The 20924-nt window shown below is 40.7% G+C and carries 15 protein-coding genes; 9 read left to right on the forward strand and 6 right to left on the reverse strand.

Features of this window, described 5'->3' with window-relative positions; translation table 11 throughout:
• From FXW07_RS00360 to FXW07_RS00395, 9 genes are all read left to right on the forward strand, one after another.
• Positions 1–783 (forward strand): transposase (locus FXW07_RS00360; protein ID WP_229393234.1); only part of this gene is annotated, 783 nt, incomplete at its 5' end.
• Positions 784–829: 46 nt separating this feature from the next.
• Complete coding sequence (locus FXW07_RS19145) at positions 830–955, forward strand: hypothetical protein (protein WP_255678506.1); 126 nt, start codon at positions 830–832, stop codon at positions 953–955.
• Between the two features lie 284 nt (positions 956–1239).
• Complete coding sequence (locus FXW07_RS00365) at positions 1240–1650, forward strand: hypothetical protein (protein WP_229393236.1); 411 nt, start codon at positions 1240–1242, stop codon at positions 1648–1650.
• 657 nt (positions 1651–2307) lie between these two features.
• A complete protein-coding gene (locus FXW07_RS00370) occupies positions 2308–4173 on the forward strand; it encodes a DNA topoisomerase VI subunit B (protein WP_229393238.1) in 1866 nt (621 codons plus the stop codon).
• A 2-nt stretch (positions 4174–4175) separates the two neighbouring features.
• The gene (locus FXW07_RS00375; protein ID WP_048120869.1) at positions 4176–5285 is read left to right on the forward strand and encodes a DNA topoisomerase IV subunit A; all 1110 of its coding nucleotides are present in this window, start codon (positions 4176–4178) and stop codon (positions 5283–5285) included.
• A gap of 834 nt (positions 5286–6119) precedes the next feature.
• Positions 6120–8021, forward strand: coding sequence for a DNA topoisomerase (ATP-hydrolyzing) subunit B (gene gyrB / locus FXW07_RS00380; RefSeq protein WP_229393240.1), 1902 nt, complete (start codon positions 6120–6122; stop codon positions 8019–8021).
• Positions 8022–8032: 11 nt separating this feature from the next.
• A complete protein-coding gene (gene gyrA / locus FXW07_RS00385) occupies positions 8033–10888 on the forward strand; it encodes a DNA gyrase subunit A (RefSeq protein WP_255678507.1) in 2856 nt (951 codons plus the stop codon).
• Between the two features lie 672 nt (positions 10889–11560).
• On the forward strand, positions 11561–11875 hold the full coding sequence (locus FXW07_RS00390) for a protease inhibitor I42 family protein (RefSeq protein ID WP_229393241.1): 315 nt from the start codon (positions 11561–11563) through the stop codon (positions 11873–11875).
• A 482-nt stretch (positions 11876–12357) separates the two neighbouring features.
• Complete coding sequence (locus tag FXW07_RS00395) at positions 12358–15321, forward strand: ATP-binding protein (RefSeq protein ID WP_229393242.1); 2964 nt, start codon at positions 12358–12360, stop codon at positions 15319–15321.
• Positions 15322–15388: 67 nt separating this feature from the next.
• Here the strand turns inward: FXW07_RS00395 and FXW07_RS00400 are convergent, their stop codons facing one another.
• From FXW07_RS00400 to FXW07_RS00420, 6 genes are all read right to left on the reverse strand, one after another.
• The gene (locus FXW07_RS00400; RefSeq protein WP_346655611.1) at positions 15389–15619 is read right to left on the reverse strand and encodes a hypothetical protein; all 231 of its coding nucleotides are present in this window, start codon (positions 15617–15619) and stop codon (positions 15389–15391) included.
• A gap of 235 nt (positions 15620–15854) precedes the next feature.
• On the reverse strand, positions 15855–17072 hold the full coding sequence (locus tag FXW07_RS00405) for a homocitrate synthase family protein (protein ID WP_229393243.1): 1218 nt from the start codon (positions 17070–17072) through the stop codon (positions 15855–15857).
• A gap of 666 nt (positions 17073–17738) precedes the next feature.
• The gene (locus FXW07_RS19150) at positions 17739–17864 is read right to left on the reverse strand and encodes a hypothetical protein (protein WP_255678508.1); all 126 of its coding nucleotides are present in this window, start codon (positions 17862–17864) and stop codon (positions 17739–17741) included.
• Between the two features lie 74 nt (positions 17865–17938).
• On the reverse strand, positions 17939–18766 hold the full coding sequence (locus FXW07_RS00410) for an NAD(+)/NADH kinase (protein WP_229393244.1): 828 nt from the start codon (positions 18764–18766) through the stop codon (positions 17939–17941).
• Between the two features lies 1 nt (position 18767).
• A complete protein-coding gene (locus FXW07_RS00415) occupies positions 18768–19574 on the reverse strand; it encodes a bifunctional fructose-bisphosphatase/inositol-phosphate phosphatase (protein WP_048156053.1) in 807 nt (268 codons plus the stop codon).
• 230 nt (positions 19575–19804) lie between these two features.
• Positions 19805–20821, reverse strand: a complete 1017-nt coding sequence (locus FXW07_RS00420; protein ID WP_229393245.1) for a type II glyceraldehyde-3-phosphate dehydrogenase — start codon at positions 20819–20821, stop codon at positions 19805–19807.
• Positions 20822–20924: the final 103 nt, after the last annotated feature.

Consider the following 20924-nt stretch of genomic DNA (forward strand, 5'->3'; position numbering starts at 1 on the left):
CTTCAAGAAAAAGAAGTTGTATTAGCCTTTGATTATACAGATGAAGATTTTTATGGTGACCCTCAAGGTTTCTGGATACATGGATGGACTGGAGAACATGGAATATCTGGGAAATTCAAATTCTTGACATGTTCAATTGTCAGTTCAGATATTCCACAAAAAATTCCCCTTATTTCAGTTCCGGTTAGGATGGGGCACAATATGGCATATACTGTGACATGGTGCCTTACAGTCATTGAACCAATTGTAAAATCGATTTCTCTAATTTTGTTTGATAGGGGATTCTACAGCAAAGAACTCATGCTGACACTTTCCAATTCAAAGTATCCATATCTGATTTTTGTCCCAAAAAACCCCAAAATTAGAAAAGAACTTGCTCAAATGGAAGAAGCTGAAAAGAAAACAATGCAATACAAATTCAAGCTCAACATAAATAAAACGGTTCTGAAAGGTGAAACCACTCTGGCATTGCTGAAACAAATATTCGATAAACAAAGCGACAAATCATATGATTGGGCATTCGCCACTAATCAGTCTACAATTGATCTTGACCATATTATTGCATCATATAAAAGAAGATGGAGAATTGAGACTGGTTTTAGAATTCAGGATGAGGCACGTATCAAATCCAAATCAACAGATGTAAATGTTCGATTTTTCTACTTCGCTTATGAACAGGTATTGCAACTGCTATGGATTATCCTGTATAAAGAAGAGGAGAGTTTCAAGGTATTCATGATAGACATGTATGAAGAATGCTTGAAAAGGTACAAAAATGTGTAAATAAGCGGCCACCTCCATTGAACCAGTGACGTGGAGGTGTAGGTCAATGGATCAACAGGGAGCCATTGATAGTGACCCCGCAACAAAATATGGGAACAATTCTACTTTTATCATTAATATTAGCTTGTCGTATGCAAAAGCCAGATATTATTCGGAGATACTGATGTCTTAAGTATATCAAATCCATAAACGTACATCATCAATGATGCAATACCAGGACGAACTTTATAGAAGTTTGCCTTTTTATATTTAGAATTGTTTTCTCTCGCTCTTCAAATCTAAGATAATAAGATTCACGATTTAAACTACAAAACCAACAGCCTTAAACTCGTAACTTTCAAAACTTAAATTTCAACTATGATATCTATTGTACTTTATTTTGTATCATAAATATGTAATTCTTAATTAATTTGAGGTAAGATGATTACAAAAATTTAATTTAAAATGTGATATTTTGTGAAAGTACAAAAATTCAAATCTGAAGAGATTTTTGGTTTAGTGTTAGGCGCTGTACTTAGTTTTATTATGTTCAGGTTGTCTTTTAAGACGAGCGATGTATTACATTTTTCTAATCAAATAGTTATTTGGGTTAATATAGGTCTTACCATTTTCTTCATAATACTGGGGCATTATATAGTCTCAAGAAAAGTAATTGACGAAAAAAAGAGAATTGAAGACATAATAGGGCTTAAAAGTAATTTACTGGGTTTTTTCCTATGGCTTATTGTAATAATAATTGCAACCTTGTTGAACATAGAAATTAATAAGACTGCGATTATATCAGGAGGTTACATTACAATACTTTTGATCACTCTTTACATGGAAAAGAGGGAGGTTAAAACACAGAACCTTATGCAGATAAATTAATGAGAGCTATGTAGCCAATGGAATAATGGTGCATAATTGCAGATCTGCCCTCATTCTTGTTCCTAGATCTGCCCTCATTCTTGTTCTTATAACAATTAGGACTTACGCGGTTGAAACGAGAAATCGATAGCGTTAAACCTTTAACGGTCTAAAAAGAATCTCTGACTACACTGTCTATTGTGGTTGATTTTATATTTCAAGTGCGTAAATCTTAAACAATGAAATATGATAAGTCAATGCTCTTTGAGAATCGGGATTTTACAAAACAGATGAATCAAAACTTTGAATTTCTTGATACTAAAACAATTAGCATTAGATAACAGTAAACGCTAAAATCGTAAAACACTGGAAAAGTAAAATACTAAAATCGCAAACAATAGTACTGTGATTCCGAAGTAGATTCATAAAACGTGACCTTTGAATAGCTCCGACGATCACATATTTTTTTCAGGAAATAAGGAATTGATTTTGGAATCGAATCACTAGAAAAGTAAAATGCAAAAATAGTAAAGCACTAGAACAGTAAAGCGCTAAAACCCTAAAATCTTAACAATCGCATTACTTTTAAGGCAAAAATTCCTACTTTAGATATATGTGTAAAAGAATATTTAAAGTAGTATAAAGTTACATTGATTTTTCAACCTGAGGTAAATTTTCATGGAATTCACCATTGCAGAAGAACTTGCCAAAAATCAAAAGTCAATAAGCGTTGCAGAATTTTTTGAAAAAAACCGACAGATCCTGGGTTTTGATTCGGCTCCTCGAAGCCTCATAACAACCGTAAAAGAAGCTGTTGACAATGCCCTTGATGCCTGTGAAGAAGCAGGAATTCTGCCCGATATTCTTGTCCAGATTGAAAGAACCGGACAGGACTACGTAACTGTTATTATAGAAGATAACGGGCCAGGAATTGTAAAAGAGCAAATTCCCAAAGTTTTTGCAAAGCTTCTCTATGGTTCCAGGTTCCATGCTCTCAAGCAAAGCAGGGGACAGCAGGGAATAGGAATTTCCGCAGCCGTGCTCTATTCCCAGATGACTGCGGGCAGGCAGACGAAAATCCTCTCCAAAACCGGCTCCGGTAACCCTGCACATTATTACGAACTTATGATCAATACCAGCACGAATGAGCCTGATATCCTGAAAGACGAGATAAAAGACTGGTTCCGTCCGCACGGGACTCAGATCGAGCTGGAAATGAAGGCTGCCTACGTAAAAGGAAGAAGACAGTCAATTTCCGAGTACCTCAAAGCTACTGCAATCGTGAATCCCCATGCAAGAATTACCCTTATAGAACCTGACGGCAATGAAGAAGTTTTTGAAAGAGCCACGGATAAGATGCCCGAGCCAGCCGAAGAAATCCTGCCTCATCCTGAAGGTATAGAGCTTGGCACTCTAATGAAGATGCTCCATTATACTGAGCGCCAGAAACTTGCTCCATTTCTTCGCTACTCTTTTTGCAAAATTGGGCTGTTGACTGCCGAGGAAATCTGCAAAGCTTCAGGGCTTGACCCTGAGATCGACCCTCATGCCCTTGGCCGCCACGAGGCAAGAAAGCTAATCGAGGCTTTTGAGAAGGTAAAGATCATGGCTCCTCCCACAGACTGCCTTTCCCCAATAGGAGAAGAGCTGATTTACAGGGGGCTTGAAAAAGAAACGAATGTGGATTTTATTGCCACAAGCACCCGAAAACCCGCAGTATATTCAGGAAATCCTTTTGTGGTGGAAGTGGGGCTCGCTTACGGAGGAAACCTTCCGAAAGAAGAAAAGATCAGCATAATGCGTTTTGCTAACCGTGTGCCTTTGCTTTACCAGCAGGGAGGCTGTGTGACAACACATGCCGTAGAAGACATTAAATGGAAACAGTATGGCTTAAACCAGCCCGGAGGAGGAGTTCCTGTAGGGCCGGCTATCCTCCTTATCCATATTGCTTCTATTAACGTGCCTTTCACTTCAGAATCAAAAGATGCTATTGCTGACATTCCTGTGATTAAGGACGAGATTGACCTCGCGATCAAAGATGTTGCAAGAAAGCTCAAGCACTACATGAGTAAGCAGAGCAACCTCAAGAAGCGCCGGGAAAAAGAGATTATTATTACAAAGGTCCTCCCTAAAATGGCTGTAAAAGTTGCGAATATCCTGGAAAAAGATGTCCCTGACATTAATCCAGTTGTTGCAAAGATTATGGGAAACCTGCTGGTACACAGAAAAGTGAAGAAAAATGAGGATGGGACTGCAGACGTTATAATAAAGGTCAAGAATTTCGGAACCTCTACATACTCTTTCAGGGTTCATGAAATGCTTCCCTGGACAATACTCGGAGCAAAGCCCGAACCAAAGGTTGTGACTCTGGGCAATGATTACGATTATGTATGGGATATCTCCGCAGCAACTGGTTCTTCAAAGGTTCTAAGCTACAGGATAGAATCTGCAATCGACAAAGAACTCGGGAAATTTCCGGACCTTGTTGTGGAAGGGCTTGAAGAAGAGCTTGTAACCGGGGCAAAAGCCTTTAAGGGGGCGTAAAAATGGCCAGAGAAATAAGTAATAAAAAAGCTCAGCGAGACATCCTGGCAAAAGAAAAGCTGTTTGGGCTTGCAGAGAAGATTTACAACCAGTTTGAAGATGAGGTTGTCCCAAGCATCAGCCTTCCAAGCCGGACAAAGTCAAATCTGGAATATTCCGACGAGAGCGATGTCTGGGTCTACGGAGACCGGGAAAGCGAGAGAAGTGCAAAAACCGTAAAAGGGGCATTCCAGCTCCTGAAAACTACTTACGCCACCGAGTTCCTTATAAACGAGCACCTTGCCCAGAACCGCGGTTCAACGCTTCGAGAACTTTACTATATCTCGGAAGGCTGGGAAGCTGCGAAATTCAAAGAACAGGCTGAGAGCGACCGTCTGATCGAAGACCTTGAACTTCTCACAAGCCTTCAGAGAGAGTATTTCCATATGCGCCCTGAAGAAGACGGAGCTACCATGTTCGGGCCTATTGAAATTACAGAGCAGACAAATCGCGGAGAACGGAATATTCACTGCCAGAAGGACGTGGGGGAAGGAGGGTACCAGATTCCCTTCAATGTGGAAAATATTGAATTCAAAGCTCATGATGCAAGCATGATTATTGCCATAGAAACCGGTGGTATGTACGCACGTCTAATGGAAAATGGGTTTGATGAAGCCTACAATGCGATCCTTGTCCACCTCAAAGGCCAGCCTGCCCGTTCAACCCGAAGGATTATCAAGCGCATGAACGAGGAATTAGGGATCCCCGTAGCCGTTTTTACGGACGGCGACCCATGGTCTTACAGGATCTATGCCTCTGTTGCCTACGGGGCTATAAAAAGTGCTCATCTCTCGGAATTTATGGCAACCCCCGCAGCCAAGTTTCTTGGCCTCCAGCCCTCGGATATAGTTGAATACGAACTCTCGACCGACAAGCTTACCGATCAGGATATAAATGCACTGCGGAGCGAACTTTCCGACCCGCGTTTCGAATCAGACTACTGGAAAGAACAAATCCAGCTCCAGCTCGATATAGGGAAAAAGGCCGAACAGCAGGCTTTTGCAGGAAAAGGCCTTGATTTCGTAACCGAGGTATACCTGCCCAATAGGCTCAAAGATATGGGTATGCTGTAACGCAAGCCTTTTTAAAAAAGGCTTGACCGAAAACCCCAAGAACCATTTGAGTCTGATAACCTTATCCCCTAACCCTATCGGCGTGATAAACCGGCGCAACGGTTTGTGATAAACCGGCGCAATGGTTTTGATCCAACAGGCGCAATGGTTTTGATCCAACAGGCGCAACGGTTTTGAGTTAATGGTTGAGGCTAATACTTACCGGTTAAGTTTATATAGAAACATTATAAATTAACGTGAAAAGATATTGTTTTTAAAAACTGCAAGCAAACCCGATCGGGGATGGTACCTCAGGATATCCAGGCAGTGCATCATGATAACTAAAAAGTATTCCGAACTGTTATTTAATTTGGAAATTGCTTTTTGAATTTGGAAAGATACCCTGGAGCTGTATATGCAAAAAAATCTGCTGATTAACAGTGTAAATGCCGCGACTCTTGCTCTAAATCCTTTTGAGACGAGAATTTTTGCGAGCTAAACAGCAAATATTAATTTAAACTAAAGACGTATTAAAAAATTAGTATGAAAAGCGCATATTTGGGCATAAAATTATGCTAAAAATTAGCTGTTTTGAGAGGATTAATACTGAAAAATCTTGTCCAATTTTCAGGGAATCTAAAGGCTTAAAATGTATGAGCGCATATTGAATTTGGTTCGTGGTAGAAAAGATATAATTGATATATAAAAAGCAGTAAATAAAAGCTGTAGTCTTATTGGATTGATACGAGTTCTAAGATCTATTTTGACAAAAGTTTCCCCGCGAATTTTTAAAAAAAGATATAATGTTACGTGATTTAGATAACTCTACTAGATTTTTATGGAGAATCAACTAAGATGAGTGATAAACAGGTTTACGATGCTTCGCACATCCAGGTGCTGGAAGGCCTGGAGGCTGTCCGGAAGCGTCCCAGCATGTATATAGGGAGCACGGATAGTCGCGGGCTCCACCACCTAGTCTATGAGGTAGTAGACAATAGTATTGATGAAGCTCTTGCAGGCTTCTGTACCAGGGTAAATGTTACAATCAACCCGGACGGGAGTGTGACAGTCCTGGATAATGGAAGAGGTATACCTATCGACCTCCATCCATTTCACAAAAAATCAGCTCTTGAAGTTGTAATGACTGTTCTGCATGCAGGAGGGAAGTTCGACAAGAACACCTATAAGGTTTCAGGGGGACTGCATGGAGTAGGGGTTTCTGTTGTAAATGCACTTTCGGAATGGCTGGAAGTTGAAGTATCAAGAGAAGGCAAAAAGTATTTCCAGCGCTATTCTCGTGGAAAGCCTGAGGCTGACGTTCAGGAAATCGGAACTTCAGAAACTACAGGCACAAAAACTACTTTTAAACCCGATGAGAAAATTTTTGAAACACTTGATTTCGATTACGAGATCCTTTCAAACCGTTTAAGAGAACTGGCTTTCCTGAACCGTGGCCTTACTATCAGCCTCAAGGATTTAAGAACCCCAGAAGGGCAGGCTGAGATTTTCACCTACGAAGGGGGAATAGTGGAGTTCGTGAAGTATCTGAACAATAAGAAACAATCTCTTCACGACCCGATTTATTTTGAGCGGCAAAGGGACGACATGGTAGTAGAAATTGCAATGCAGTACACAAGCAGCTATACAGAAAACGTGTACTCCTTTGCAAACAACATCAATACCCACGAAGGCGGAACTCACATAATCGGTTTCAAGACCGCACTGACAAGGGTTGCAAATGACTATATTAAAGCTAACAAGCTTTCCAAAGAAGACATAAAGCTCACAGGCGATGATGTAAGGGAAGGACTGACTGCAATCATCAGTGTCAAACTAATGGAACCCCAGTTTGAGGGGCAGACCAAGACAAAGCTTGGAAATAGTGATGTCAAAGGAATTGTGGACTCCCTTGTAACTGACGGGCTTGCGGAATACTTCGAGGAAAATCCCAAGGTTGCAAATGTTATTCTTGAAAAAGCCCTTCTTGCCCAGAAAGCCAGAGAAGCTGCAAAAAAAGCAAGAGAACTGACCCGGAGAAAAAATGCTCTCGAAGTAAGCACTCTTCCCGGAAAACTTGCGGACTGCTCGGAAAAGAATCCTGCAGCCTGTGAGATTTACATTGTGGAAGGTAATTCGGCAGGCGGTTCGGCAAAACAGGGTAGAGACAGGAGTTTTCAGGCTATTTTACCCCTAAGAGGCAAGATCCTGAACGTGGAAAAATCCAGACTTGCAAAGATCCTGAAAAACGAGGAGATCATTTCCCTAATCACTGCCATTGGAACAGGAGTCAGCGAGGACTTCAACCTGGAAAGTGCCCGCTACCATAAGGTCATTATCATGACTGATGCTGATGTGGATGGAGAACACATCAGGACTCTTCTTCTCACACTGTTCTTCCGCTATATGAGGCCTCTTATTGACGAGGGATACGTATACATTGCCCAGCCTCCACTCTACCGCATAAAGAAAGGCAAAGCTGAGTACTACATACACTCTGACAGGGAACTGGAAGCAAAGAAGAAAGAACTCGGGGAAAAAGGACTTGGAATCCAGCGTTATAAAGGGCTTGGAGAAATGAACCCCGAGCAGCTATGGGAAACCACCATGAAACCTGAGAGCCGGACTCTTTTACAGGTGACCCTGGAAGATGCGATTCGGGCCGATGAGATATTCAGAATCCTCATGGGAGATGAGGTTGAGCCACGCCGGAACTTCATAGAAGCGCATGCAAAAGAGGTCGTAAACCTGGACATCTGAGGTGGCTAAAAATGGCAAAATATGAAGACGAGAATAAATCTGAAGATGAATTGAAAAAATCTTATCAGTCTACCCTTATCCCCGAAGATAAAGATGGAGAGCCGGAAAATGAGGAAGGTTCGACCGCCCTTACACAAGAAGATCCAGGCAAAAAACTGGAATTAAACGTATCCGACCCTGCTTCAGATGATCCAGAAGACGAAGGTCTGGAGCCAGAAAGGAGTGGGGTTACTACCATCCTCATCGAAAATGAGATGAAACGCTCTTACATTAACTATGCAATGAGTGTAATCGTCGGAAGGGCACTTCCCGATGCCAGAGACGGCCTAAAGCCAGTTCACCGCAGGGTCCTTTTTGCCATGAAAGAGGCAGGGATTACGCACGACAAACCTTACAAGAAGTCAGCCCGTGTGGTAGGAGACGTGCTCGGTAAATATCACCCTCATGGAGATACTGCGGTCTACGACACTATTGTGCGTATGGTCCAGGATTTCTCTCTTCGTTACCCTTTAATTGATGGGCAGGGAAATTTCGGGTCAATAGATGGGGACGCGGCTGCTGCCATGCGTTACACTGAAGTCCGTATGGACAAAATCGCAGAAGAGATGCTGGTAGACATCGACAAGGAAACAGTCCCCTTCATGCCAAATTACGACGGGTCAATAGAAGAGCCCGAAGTCCTCCCTGCAAAACTTCCGAACCTTCTTGTCAATGGGTCCACAGGTATTGCAGTAGGAATGGCAACAAACATGGCCCCTCATAACATCGGAGAGGTCATTGACGGCATTTTCATGCTTATTGAAAATCCTGACGTCACAATTCCTGAGCTCATGACTGTAATCAAAGGGCCGGATTTTCCTACAAGTGCTCATATTCTTGGGACAGCAGGCATTAAATCGGCTTATATGACCGGAAGGGGTTCTTTAAAGATTAGGGCCGTTGCCGAGATTCAGGAGTTAAAAAAAGACAGACAGCAAATTATCGTAACCGAACTTCCTTATCAGGTAAACAAAGCCAGGATGATTGAAAATATTGCCCAGCTAGTTCGGGAAAAGGTAATCATGGGAATTTCCGATCTTCGCGACGAGTCTGACAGGGAAGGAATCAGGGTAGTTATCGAGCTTTCTCGAGGCACGAATCCAAAGGTTGTTTTAAACCAGCTTTATAAGCATACTCAAATGGAGACTACTTTCGGGGTAATCAATCTGGCTCTTGTTGACGGAAAACCAAAAGAGCTGAACCTGAAGGAGCTTCTTGAGATCTATCTTGAATACAGGGTGGAAATTATCCAGAAGCGTACCCTTTATGACCTCAAGAAGAGCGAGGAGAGAGCTCATATCCTTGACGGGCTCAAGATCGCCCTGGATAATATCGATGAGGTTGTCGCTCTGATTAAGGGCTCGGCAAACGCTGATGAAGCAAAGCAGGGTTTAATGGAGAATTTTGCCCTTGACGAGGTCCAGTCAAAAGCTATCCTTGATATGCGCCTGCAGCGCCTGACAGGACTTGAAACCCAGAAGGTGCTTGAGGAGCTTGAAGGGCTTGTAAAGCTGATAGGTGAACTCAGAAAAATCCTTGAGAGCGATGAGCTCAAGTACGAAATTATCAGGAATGAACTTCTGGAGCTCAAGGATAAGTATGGGGATGCTCGCAGGACAAAGATCGTGCAGGCTGCTTCTGAAGTTAGAGAAGAGGATCTGATTCATGAAGAGGAAGTTGTTGTCACGATTACCAATGGAGGCTACATAAAGCGCATCCCACTCAAGACTTACACTATGCAGCGCCGCGGAGGCAGGGGTATAATCGGTATGGAAATGAAAGAAGAAGACTTCGTGGAAAATCTCTTCATTTCCTCAACCCATAACTATATCCTTTTCTTCACAAACCTTGGCAGGCTCTACTGGGAAAAAGTATATGAGATTCCTGAAGGCTCCAGGCAGTCCAGAGGCAAAGCCATAGTAAACCTCCTGGAGCTTAAGGAAGGCGAAACAATCAATGCAATGATCCCGGTCAAGGAATTTGACAAAAACCACTACCTGCTTATGGCAACAAGGGCAGGTACTATTAAAAAGACTCCTCTCTCGGAATTCAAGAACCCGAGGAAAGCAGGCATAATTGCAGTCACCCTTGACGAAGATGACGAGCTTGTAAGAGTCCTCCTTACCAATGGCAAAAAAGAAGTCCTGATGGTTTCAAAGAAAGGCAAAGCTATCCGCTTCTATGAAGAAGATGTCCGCCCTATGGGCCGAACTGCAAGAGGTGTCCGGGGTATGACTCTTGAAGGCCTGGACGATGAGGTTGTCAGCCTGGACCTTGTTGACGAAACAACAACCCTCCTGACGGTGACCGAAAACGGCTTTGGCAAGAGAACCGAGTACTCCCAGTACCCTGCGCACCGCCGCGGTGGAAAAGGCGTGATAACAATCATTACTAACGAGAGGAATGGTCCTGTTTCAAGAGTCCGGTCCGTAGCCGATGACGATGAACTTATCTTCACCAGTGCCGATGGCATCATTATCCGCATTCCTGCTAAAGATATCTCGATCCAGGGCAGAAACACCCAGGGTGTAAGAATTATGAATCTAAAACCCGGCGACACAGTCGCAGGTATAGCCAGGATCCAGAACGGTAAAGCCGAAAAGAACCTTAAACTCACAGCCTTTAATGATAAAGAAGCCGCAGAAGCAACTGGAGCAGGAGAGGAAGCCGAAGCTCCGGAAGGCGAAGTTGAAGGTCTCGATGAGTTTGAAGAATTGGAAGACCTTGAAGCTGCCGACGAAGCTGAAGAAACCGGGGTAACCGAAGAGGATGAAGTAGAAGAGGATGAAGCAGAAGAGGATGAAGCAGAAGAAATTGAAAAAGAGTGAATAACGAATACGGGTGAAGAAAAATAATTCTTCACTCAAACTGCTGCCGGAGTCAAGATTTTTTAGGGATTTCTTTCCGGCAGCGGGCTTTTTTCCGGAGGGGAGCCGGGCAATGGACTTATTTTTCGGGGCGGGTTTTTTGAATCGATTTTTTTGAGGGATTGAGTACCGGAAGGTGTGTTTACATTATCTTCAGAACCTTATGCTGCGAATCTAAAAGTTTACTTATATAGATCTCGCTGGCGTTTTATAAGTGTTCATAACTAAACTTCTAAGCTGCAATTTAGTGATTAAAAAGAGTAAATGTTTTCTGATTGCCGGTTAATGTTACGATTTTTTGTTGTTCAGGGACTATTTAAGTTTTGTTGATTCTTAAAAACAGGTTCTGTAAGAGCTGAGTCAATAGAAAGTCCATAGAACGAACAGAGATAAATGGAGAAAAATCCTGTAAGATACATATTAATTATCATTTATACTGGATTTATGTATATTTGTTGTGATGAAATAAAAAATTTTTCTTATATATTAATATATAATGTTAAAAAGTTGTATATACTTAAACTACATTTTAGCTTATAACTCAACCATTTTAGATAAATTGTGTAAAGTATTTTCACACACAATATTACCTGAAAAATGGTGAGGGAGTTGATATAAAGGAGGAATTAAAGAATGCAAGAATTAGAAGTATTACCCCCAATAAATGCGACAGTTGGAGAAATATTCGAAATTTCAATACCCTCGAATCCTTCTTCGACCGGCTATAACTGCTTACTGTCAGAGATGCCAAGTTGTGTTTACTTTGTAGAGTCAACGTACGTACCTGATGAGCCCACTATACCGGGAAAAGGTGGAACCAGCAATTTCAAGTTTGTTGCAGTCGAAAGCGGGAGCGGCCCAATTATTTTCCATAGTGTAAAGTTCTCTCAGCCGCTGGATATATTGGAACCTACTCCTATGCAACAAAGGTTTGTTATAGTAGAGTAATGAAATGGCATTATTTTGCCATCAACTTTCCATTTTTTTGTTATAGCTGTTCATCTGTTTTACTCTAAGTTTCAGTCAAAGTTACTACTCCTCAACCTGTTTTTTTGCGGATTTTTTATCAAGGGCCAATTATTTCTGACAAAAATCAATGAGATTCCACAGGAGTAAAAACGTTTATGAAAATTTCCGGCGGCGGGCTTTTTTCCGGAGGGGAGCCGAGCAGTGGACTTATTTTCGGGGCTGGTTTTTTTAATCGCTTTTTTTGAGTGAACCACGCCGGTAAGTACAATTTTGAAGAATTTCTGAATTCAGGGCCGGTTAGAATAATTTAGAGGAATCTTAAAACGGGGTACCATACGACTGCGAAGCAGGCGGCGAAGACCGAAAAGAAGTGTGATTATTGACTAACACATTAAATTAAAAACAAAAGATTGATCAGGTCATACGTTAAAAGGATTCACAAGCAGTAAAGGAGCAAATAAATGTCCGAAGATGCAATTGCGAGATTAAAGCGAACAACTCTGTTTGAAAATCTGTATGAAAAAGAAAATTCATTAGAAGATCACGAAATTTCAGAAAATATAATTTCAGTTGTTTGTGAGATCGCTCCTTTATTAGAAAGAATTCCTGAAAACATGCCTGAATTCACTTTACATAACGCCAACCATAGTGCAAAAGTAGTCGAACTGATGGGCAAAATAATACCTTCAGATACTCTTGATCACTTGAATATTATAGAACTCTCGATACTCATTTACGCCGCATATCTTCACGATATAGGGATGACAGCTTCAAGAGACAAAAGAGAAGAAATTATTGCCAATAGCTCCGAATTTGCTAAACTTCGTATTTTCAATGAAGAACTAAGCCTTAAATTTGATGAAGCAAAAAGAGACGGAGATCATCGCACAGCGACATTTATTGAAGATAAACTATTCACGGAATTTCTCCGTAAAAATCATGTAAAACGTTCTCACGAATTTATTGAAAGAAAGTATGGATTAAAAGAAACGCCCATATCATGGAAAAGGATTCCCTATTATAAATTAGTGCAAGCAGTTTGTGATAGTCACGGTTTGCCTGTGAAAAATCTTTACGACACAAAATGTTGGCGCCGTAATACTCTGGTTGGGGATCAGAGTGTTAATGTGCAATATTTATCTGTCATACTCCGATTGGCTGATATTTTGGATCTTGATTCAGAACGTACACCTAGATGTTTGCTTGATTTTATTAACCCAAAGGATGAAACAAGCATCAAGGAATGGAAAAAACATCTTTCAATTATTGGATGTAAAATATCTCCAAAAGAAATCAATATAGAAGCAGAATGTGAACATCCTATCTATGAACGTGCACTTCGAGAATTTGTCGACATGATCGAAACTGAATTCAAAGAAAGTATCCTTTTAACATCATACTATAAAGATGACTTGGCAAAAATATATAGGCTAGATCTTCCAACAACAGTTACAAAAGAGAATATTCAATCTAATGGAAAATATATATACTCGGATTTTCATTTTAAACTTGATTTTCATAGAGTCATTGATCTTTTGATGGGGGATAGATTATATGGAGACCCTATTTTAACTCTCCGTGAACTTTTGCAGAATTCCGTTGATGCAGTACGTTACCGCGAATCATTGGAAAAGAAAGAGGGAAATTTCTTTTTACCATCCATAAAAATGACGTTGAAAGACGATGAGCTTATTATTGAAGATAATGGAATCGGAATGAATGAGTATATTTTCGAGAATTACTTTTTGCAAATTGGGAAAAGTTACTACAATAGTTCAGAATGCCGTACAAGCGAAGTAGAAATTGATCCAGTCAGTGAGTTTGGAATAGGTATTCTCTCTATTTTTATGGTAGCTTCCAGTTTTAGAGTAGAAAGTTGGAGAAAGCCACTTGATCCATTACATCCACATGATCCAATAAATGTTGAAATTCCCACTGCTTATGATTACTTTGTTCAAAGACCTTCCTCTCGTGTTGAGATTGGAACTAAAATAACTTTATCTCTAAAATCTAATCATCCTTTTTCTTCGATATCTTTAGTTGAGAAAATATCAGAGATTGCTCCTTTTATAGAGTATCCAATAGTCATTGAGACAAGCGAGAAAACAGTGACATATGAGCCTTATTTACCAGGTGAGAAAATATATGACGCAAATAATTTAAATGAAAATTTTGAAGTTACGTTTGATGAAGAAAAAGAAGGCATTCAAGGAAAATTGCTAATTTATAAATCTAGATTTCCTCGTTTAACTTATAATGTTTTTGCCCAAAGGGGATTTTCAATCCCTTGTGATAAACTTTTACCTAAAAGGTTCTTTCTTTATATTCAAGCATCAATAAACCTTTCAGACCAGTACAAGGTATCATTGTCTCCAAATAGGTCAGATGTAGTAGAAGATGAAAAATATAAAAAATTAATTGATAGAATTCAATCTAAAATTATGGAAGGGTTTGAGATATATTTGAAGACACTTAGATATTCAAGTCCACTTAATGTATATATTAAATGTGTTAATGAATTGTTGGAAAATGATATTTTAATATTAGACAAAAGATCTCCATCTCCAGGATTTATTTATCAAGAAGAAAGAATTGAAGAAACTATAACAGATCTTTTTCTTAGTTACGCTCCTATACTAACTATTTCAGATGATGGACATAGAGTGTACAAAACGATGAAAGAATTGGATAACATAACATTAGCAATTATTGGTACTAATGACTTGTCAGATAAAATATCTGACGCTAAAATATTGGAAGAAACTAAGCGACTTATTGGCGCAAAAACAGTTCTTCTAATGCAAGAAGAAGAAGGTATGCGACAGCGAAGTAATTTTTTAGAGAAAATTTTAGGAAACCCTTCAGATTTTTTTATTACGTCAATACCCGGAGTAGTAATTGAAACGTTTCAGAATAGAGAACTCGGTGAAAATCTGCCTTATATACCATATAGAAGATTCATACAGAGAATACATAATTATTCAACAGAAAAAATACCACTTTTTGTGCATTTACCAGGTCTTTATGAAGCAGATGATACAGAAATAATATATAACATTTATCACCCACTACTCGCAAAACTGTTAATTGATGGAAAGCCAAAAGATGAAGCTTCTTCAAAGGCAATATTCATATTAACCAGACATATTGAAGAATGTTTATCCCACTTATACGGTACTTTATACCCATCGTTTTTTAGACATAACTATAGACTACAGAAGAGTGTAAATATTAATTATATGTTAATTGGAGTTATTAAGTATTACCCTGAAATATTTCAGGAATTTTATGAAGCAGTTGAAAAATATTGGGAAGAAGCAAAAGATTTAGGAGTTATTTCTCGTGAAGAAGATTTTATTGGCTTTTCATTAGATGATCTGCCTTGGTTCTGGAACTGCGAATTAAGCGACTTTAACTTTGAATAAGATTTTTTCGAAAGAAGTGAAACTCCAATAAAATATTCAAAATGTTTATATTTTAGAAATTTTTCACTCAAACTAGTTCTCCTCCAATCTCCATATCGAAAACGAACCTGTAAACCGTTTTGAAATAAGCCCAGTATTTGACATACTGATCTCTCTCATCGCTCAGCGTAACAGTTACCGAACCGTTTTCTTCCGAAACGCTGTAAACAGGATAATCGATTTCCTGAGGAACGGCTGTGCTATAGAGTTTTCCGGTTCTTTCAATATACGCGGAGGCGTCGGGAACGGCACTGGTCACGCTAATTTTTCGATATAATTTTTTTTGGTCCCGGACCAGTAGCTCACTTTCATAATCCTGTAATGGGTGGAATTATAAGGATGTATGAAGGGAAACTTTCAAGTACGGTTCCTGGGGAAGAAAGGAGGAATCCTCCCGACTTACCCGAAAAATAAATGAAAATCAATAAATAAATGAAAATCAAAAAATAAATGATGAAAAAAGCAAATGAATCTATGTGAAAGATTCAGAGTTTTCAAATAGAAAACTTTTCCTCTCCCTTTTCTGTTGTTTCTTTTTCCTGCCTGACCTGAGTAATCAGCCTTTCGAGTTGGTCCCGTGAGATGCTTTTATGCTTTTCTTCGGTGCAGACCTTGACTTTCTCGATCAGAGCGCAAAGTTCCTCCCGCTCAAGGCATAAGCCTATGCTGTTAATAATGCCTTTTAGGGCTTTTGTGCCGGTGTGCTTTCCTACGACAAGGTTGCGCTTCCCGCCGACCATTTCCGGGAGGAAGAGTTCGTAGGTGCGCGGCTCTTCAAGGATCGCGGCAACGTGGATTCCGGACTCGTGGGTAAAGGCATTTTGCCCGACAACGGCTTTATTTATCGAGGGTGTAATGCCTGAATATTCCGAGACCATTTTAGAAAGGTTGGTCAGCTTTGTGGTGTCATAGCGGTCAATACCGTACTGAACTCTGAGGGCGACCATCACTTCTTCAAGGGAAGCGTTTCCTGCTCTTTCGCCGATTGCATTAACTGTGGTATGGAGTTGTTTTGCACCAGCTTCGGCGGCTGCAAGGGTATTTGCGGTTGCCATTCCGAGGTCGTCATGACAGTGGATACAGATCGAGGTATTAACTTCCTTGAAAATTTCGCTAACAAGATAGTGTGTCGTTGTAGGGTTAAGGATACCAATCGTATCTGCAAGGCTTACGTATTGCACTTTATACTCTTTTTCTACTTCCTTAAAAGCCTGTTTTAAGCGGTCGATAGGGGTACGGCTAGCGTCTTCGGCTGCAAAACGTACTTTTAACCCGTGATCGGTAGCGTATTCAATGGTTTCCTTGGCACAGCCAAGCATTTCCTCAAGGCTTCGATGATACTTGTATTTGAGGTGCATGTCCGACATTGCAATAAAAATACTTACAATATCGACATCACATTCAAGTGCAGCATCCACGTCCCCTTTTACTGCTCTTGAGAGACAGCATATCCTTGAATTAAAGCCCTGATTTGCAATTTCCTTAACGGTTTCCTTTTCGTTTGCGGAAACTACCGGAAATCCGGCTTCTATAACCTCTACACCAATAGAATCAAGCTCAGTGGCCATTGCCAGCTTCTGTTCCTTTGTGAACACAACTCCTGGAGTCTGTTCCCCATCGCGCAGGGTCACGTCACAGATTTCGATATCAAGGGGGCGATATTCGATAAAATCCATAAGTTTGTTTCTAGAATACTGCTCGCTCTCTGGCATTACTACTACTTCCTGTGATTTTTAATTATTATGAGGAATATTTTTAATTACTGTGAGGAATATTTTTAATTATTTTTAATGACATATAGATGATTTATCTGAGAAATAACTCAAAGGCTGAATAAAGAGGTACTGGGACTCAAACGTCCCTAAAAGTCAGAAAATCCTGTATCTCGTAAAAATTAAGCATAGCTTTACCTGCATATGTATAAATGTTTTCCTTGGAGGAATAGAATTTCCGGCAACGGCTTCTCGAAAAACAGGACAAAAACGAGCTCAAGTTTGGCAAATTATAGTCATACCTGTAATTGTTGCAACAAAAAACTTCATTGTACCTCATTGGGCAGTTGCATTATTTAGCCTCGGGACTATAGCTTATATCAGTAGATTTTTAGTTAAAAGTCGCATGGAAAAATTGAGAGATTTACAGGCCAGAGAAAAGTACTCAACCTGATAGGAAAACTTAAACTATAAGTAAAGGTTTTCCTCTGGGAATATGTAAAGACTTTTCTGGCTCTTCGTTGTTTTGTGTGGATATCCTTATAATATTCTCATAAAAACCAATGCGGTCTTGAATTGGAAATCATCTTACTATAAGGAATGATGAAGAGCTATTTTACTAAATCAAGGCTCTCTCAATTTAACAAGTAAAGGTTTTCTCAGGTCTTAAGTAAAGACCTGCTCTTTGAGTAATAAGTAAAAAGGCTCGTTCTCAATCAAAGGCTTGCTCTCAATCAAAGGCTTGCTCTCAATCAAAAGCTCGCTCTCAAGTAAAGGCTCGCTCGCAATCAAAAGCTGCTCTCAAGTAACTTGTTCTCAAGTAAAGGCTTGTTCTCAAGTAAAGGGTCTTAAGTAAAGGCTTGCTCTCAGGTAAGTTTTCTCTGGACCCTTTCATAAAAACAGGTATCTGAAATCCTTACAAAGCGTGCAGGAAATCTGGACTTCTTAAGTTTGACGACATCATCGGGCTTGATCCTGTAGGACTTCTGCCCGTCAATTGCAATAACAGCCTCTTTTTTTGGAGCCGACAACCTTATAGTGATTTCGCTGTCTGACGGGATAACCCAGGGCCTTGAGGAGAGTTTAAAAGGAGCTACAGGGACAACCACAATAGCGTTTACCCTCGGACTTATAATAGGGCCGCCTGCGCTCATCGCATAGGCAGTAGAGCCTGTAGGGGTTGCAAAAACCACACCATCCGCGCGCATAGAGTCAAGAAGGCAATCTCCGACATAAACCTCAAACTGAATGATCTTCGCAGGCTTTGCAGACATTATTGCAATCTCATTCGTTGCAGTCTCAAGCATTTCCCCATTAAGAAAAACATCGACTCGCATTCTGTCGCTGTAAGAAAAACCGTAAAGCACTTCCTCTATAGTTTCAAGAGCATGTTCTGGCTCAACATCTACAAGAAAACCAAGCGTGCCCATATTGATTCCGAGTATAGGAAGAGGGTCTTTCATTTTGGCAATATTCCGGAGGACTGTACCGTCCCCTCCTACGCTGATAATGAGTTCCACTCCTTCTTCCCTCATTCTTTCAATCGGAGTACCTTCTATTCCGAGTACCTCAGCCGTAGGAGTGGCGACAAAAATTTGAACCTTTGAGCTGAAATGGGCAAGAATCTCCCTTACCTTTTCAATTACTTCAGGCCTGTCGCAGCGAGCAGATATCCCTATTTTCTTTATCGCCAACTTATCCTCCGAAGAGTAATTCTAAAAGCTTCTCATGCACGTGTCCGTTGGACGCAATCATTTCCACTCTTGAAGTGACATTATCAGGAAGTCTTAAAGAGTTTCCGTATCCGTCTGTAACAAGCCCGCCCGCTTCGGCCAGAATCAACTGCCCTGCGGCCACGTCAGTCACACGCAAAGCATTTCGGACGTCAACAAAAGCATCAAGCCTGCCTGAGGCTACATAACACAACTCGAGAGCTACACTCCCGAATAACCTCACCCTTCTAACGCTACTGTATATCTTTCGGGTCCTTTCTATATTTTGCCGGTAGCCATAAACACTGACGCACAATTTCATCAGATCCGAGTTAACGGAAGCTTTTATTTTTTTTCCGTTAAGGTAAGCCCCTTTTCCAGCTTCTGCGTAGTATTCCTCGCGTAATGCAAGGTTACTCACATACCCGAACCTGAGGTCTGAAAGGTCATGAGATGAAACGGCTAGAGAAACACTATAAAATGGAATTCCTACTGCGGAATTGTATGTCCCATCAAGCGGGTCTAGAACAACAGAAAACTCAGGCGAATCCCCTAAAATAAGTTCGCCAAGCTCTTCACTGATAATTCTCATGGATCTGCCGTCTTCTTTAAGGACTTCAACGATAGCGTCCTCTGCTGCAAGGTCTATTTTAGTAGTCGGAGTACCATCGGCTCCCATACAAACAAAACTGCCTGCAGCATCAGTACCTGCAAGATCACAGATAGAATCTGATGCGGCTTTAAAAGCCTCTCGAGATAATTTCAAAAATCCTGAATTTGTTGAATTCATGTCTTAGCCATTTTTTCCAATTAAAAGTTCCAAATCTTATTTTCTTCATCCAAAAGATAAGGATTTCGAATTTTCGGTCTTTGAGGTAGTAAGAGATACAATGCAAAATATATAATTTATGTATGGAATTTCTGGGTCCCAGAAATCCAGTTCCAGATATTCAGGTTGAATATCCGAAAATAGTCAAAGCCGGAGTCTATATAAACTTAGATTCCGGCACCTTATTTTTATTACTCTTTATTCAGGCCAATAGCCTTATTTGTCTTTTCAATTGACTTTGCACCGTCGCTTTCAAGTTCCATCATAGCCCTTATAGCGTCCACATTTTCCGGAACTACAATAGATTCTTGATGGACAGCTTGGAAGAAATAAATCTCCTTATCTCCTACAGTTATTGATTCAGGCCAGATGCAGTTCTCCCACATATCGTTTCTGGGGCGCTTCATATCCCTGGCAAATTCCATAATTTCTGCTGTAGACGACATACCCAGTCCCACGAAGCGGATTCTTGGCTGGGAACCAAAGATGTTTTTAACATCATCTACAGTGCAGTCCTTTTCGACTTCCATATTCACGGTGTGCACGTGCATCAGGGTTGTTGGGATCTTCAGGGCTGCACTTGTAATATTAATCTGTGGAAGCACACTTTTTACATCAGGCCCGTGGTGGGACGGAAGCTTGATTGGGTCGGGTACGATTGCATTAATTGGCCCTTTCTTTACATCATTAGGATCGGTTGCCCTCCTTGCAAGAATTACCCTGGCTTTTTTTACCCCCAGTTCTTTGTCTATCGGGTAAATAGCCCTGCAAAGAGCTGTAGTATTGCATGAGACTACCCTGACCAGGTCGCGGCCCACAGCCTGCTCATAATTGCAAATCGCGTTAAATGAGAAACCTGCAAGTGAATGATCTTCGCCGCCCTGCCAGATTGCCTTTACCCCGGCCTTTTCATACATAGGCTTATTTCCTTCACCGATTCCTCCGGGCGTACAGTCTACAACCAGGTCAGCCTTTTCGACCATTTCTTCAATTGTGCCGGCTGCAGGCATCCCGGCTTTCTCAAAAGCTCCGAGATTTGCAGCTGGGGCATATATGTCATATCCTAGCTGGTGGGCCACTGCAGCCTCATAGTTCGGCTTTGTTTTGGAAATTCCGACAACTTCCATATCGTCCTGAGCTCTTACGGCGTCTGCAACTCTCTTTCCTATGGTCCCGTAGCCATTTACTGCTATTTTTGCTTTAACCATTTCATCCAATCCTGTTTAATCCTATTTTTTTCTAATGCTCTAAATGTAATTTAACTCATTTATTTTTATATTATTAATGTGTAAAAGTTAATACCAGCCAAAT

Source organism: Methanosarcina sp. DH1, assembly GCF_020804205.1.
Lineage (GTDB): Archaea > Halobacteriota > Methanosarcinia > Methanosarcinales > Methanosarcinaceae > Methanosarcina > Methanosarcina vacuolata.

What these genes read in the sequence shown, in the direction of transcription:
- FXW07_RS19145 (WP_255678506.1), top strand. Translation starts at nt 830, where the DNA reads ATGGATCAACAGGGAGCCATTGATAGTGACCCCGCAACAAAATATGGG.
- FXW07_RS00370 (WP_229393238.1), top strand. Translation starts at nt 2,308, where the DNA reads ATGGAATTCACCATTGCAGAAGAACTTGCCAAAAATCAAAAGTCAATA.
- FXW07_RS00375 (WP_048120869.1), top strand. Translation starts at nt 4,176, where the DNA reads ATGGCCAGAGAAATAAGTAATAAAAAAGCTCAGCGAGACATCCTGGCA.
- gyrB (WP_229393240.1), top strand. Translation starts at nt 6,120, where the DNA reads ATGAGTGATAAACAGGTTTACGATGCTTCGCACATCCAGGTGCTGGAA.
- gyrA (WP_255678507.1), top strand. Translation starts at nt 8,033, where the DNA reads ATGGCAAAATATGAAGACGAGAATAAATCTGAAGATGAATTGAAAAAA.
- FXW07_RS00390 (WP_229393241.1), top strand. Translation starts at nt 11,561, where the DNA reads ATGCAAGAATTAGAAGTATTACCCCCAATAAATGCGACAGTTGGAGAA.
- FXW07_RS00395 (WP_229393242.1), top strand. Translation starts at nt 12,358, where the DNA reads ATGTCCGAAGATGCAATTGCGAGATTAAAGCGAACAACTCTGTTTGAA.
- FXW07_RS00405 (WP_229393243.1), bottom strand. Translation starts at nt 17,072, where the DNA reads ATGCCAGAGAGCGAGCAGTATTCTAGAAACAAACTTATGGATTTTATC.
- FXW07_RS00415 (WP_048156053.1), bottom strand. Translation starts at nt 19,574, where the DNA reads ATGAATTCAACAAATTCAGGATTTTTGAAATTATCTCGAGAGGCTTTT.
- FXW07_RS00420 (WP_229393245.1), bottom strand. Translation starts at nt 20,821, where the DNA reads ATGGTTAAAGCAAAAATAGCAGTAAATGGCTACGGGACCATAGGAAAG.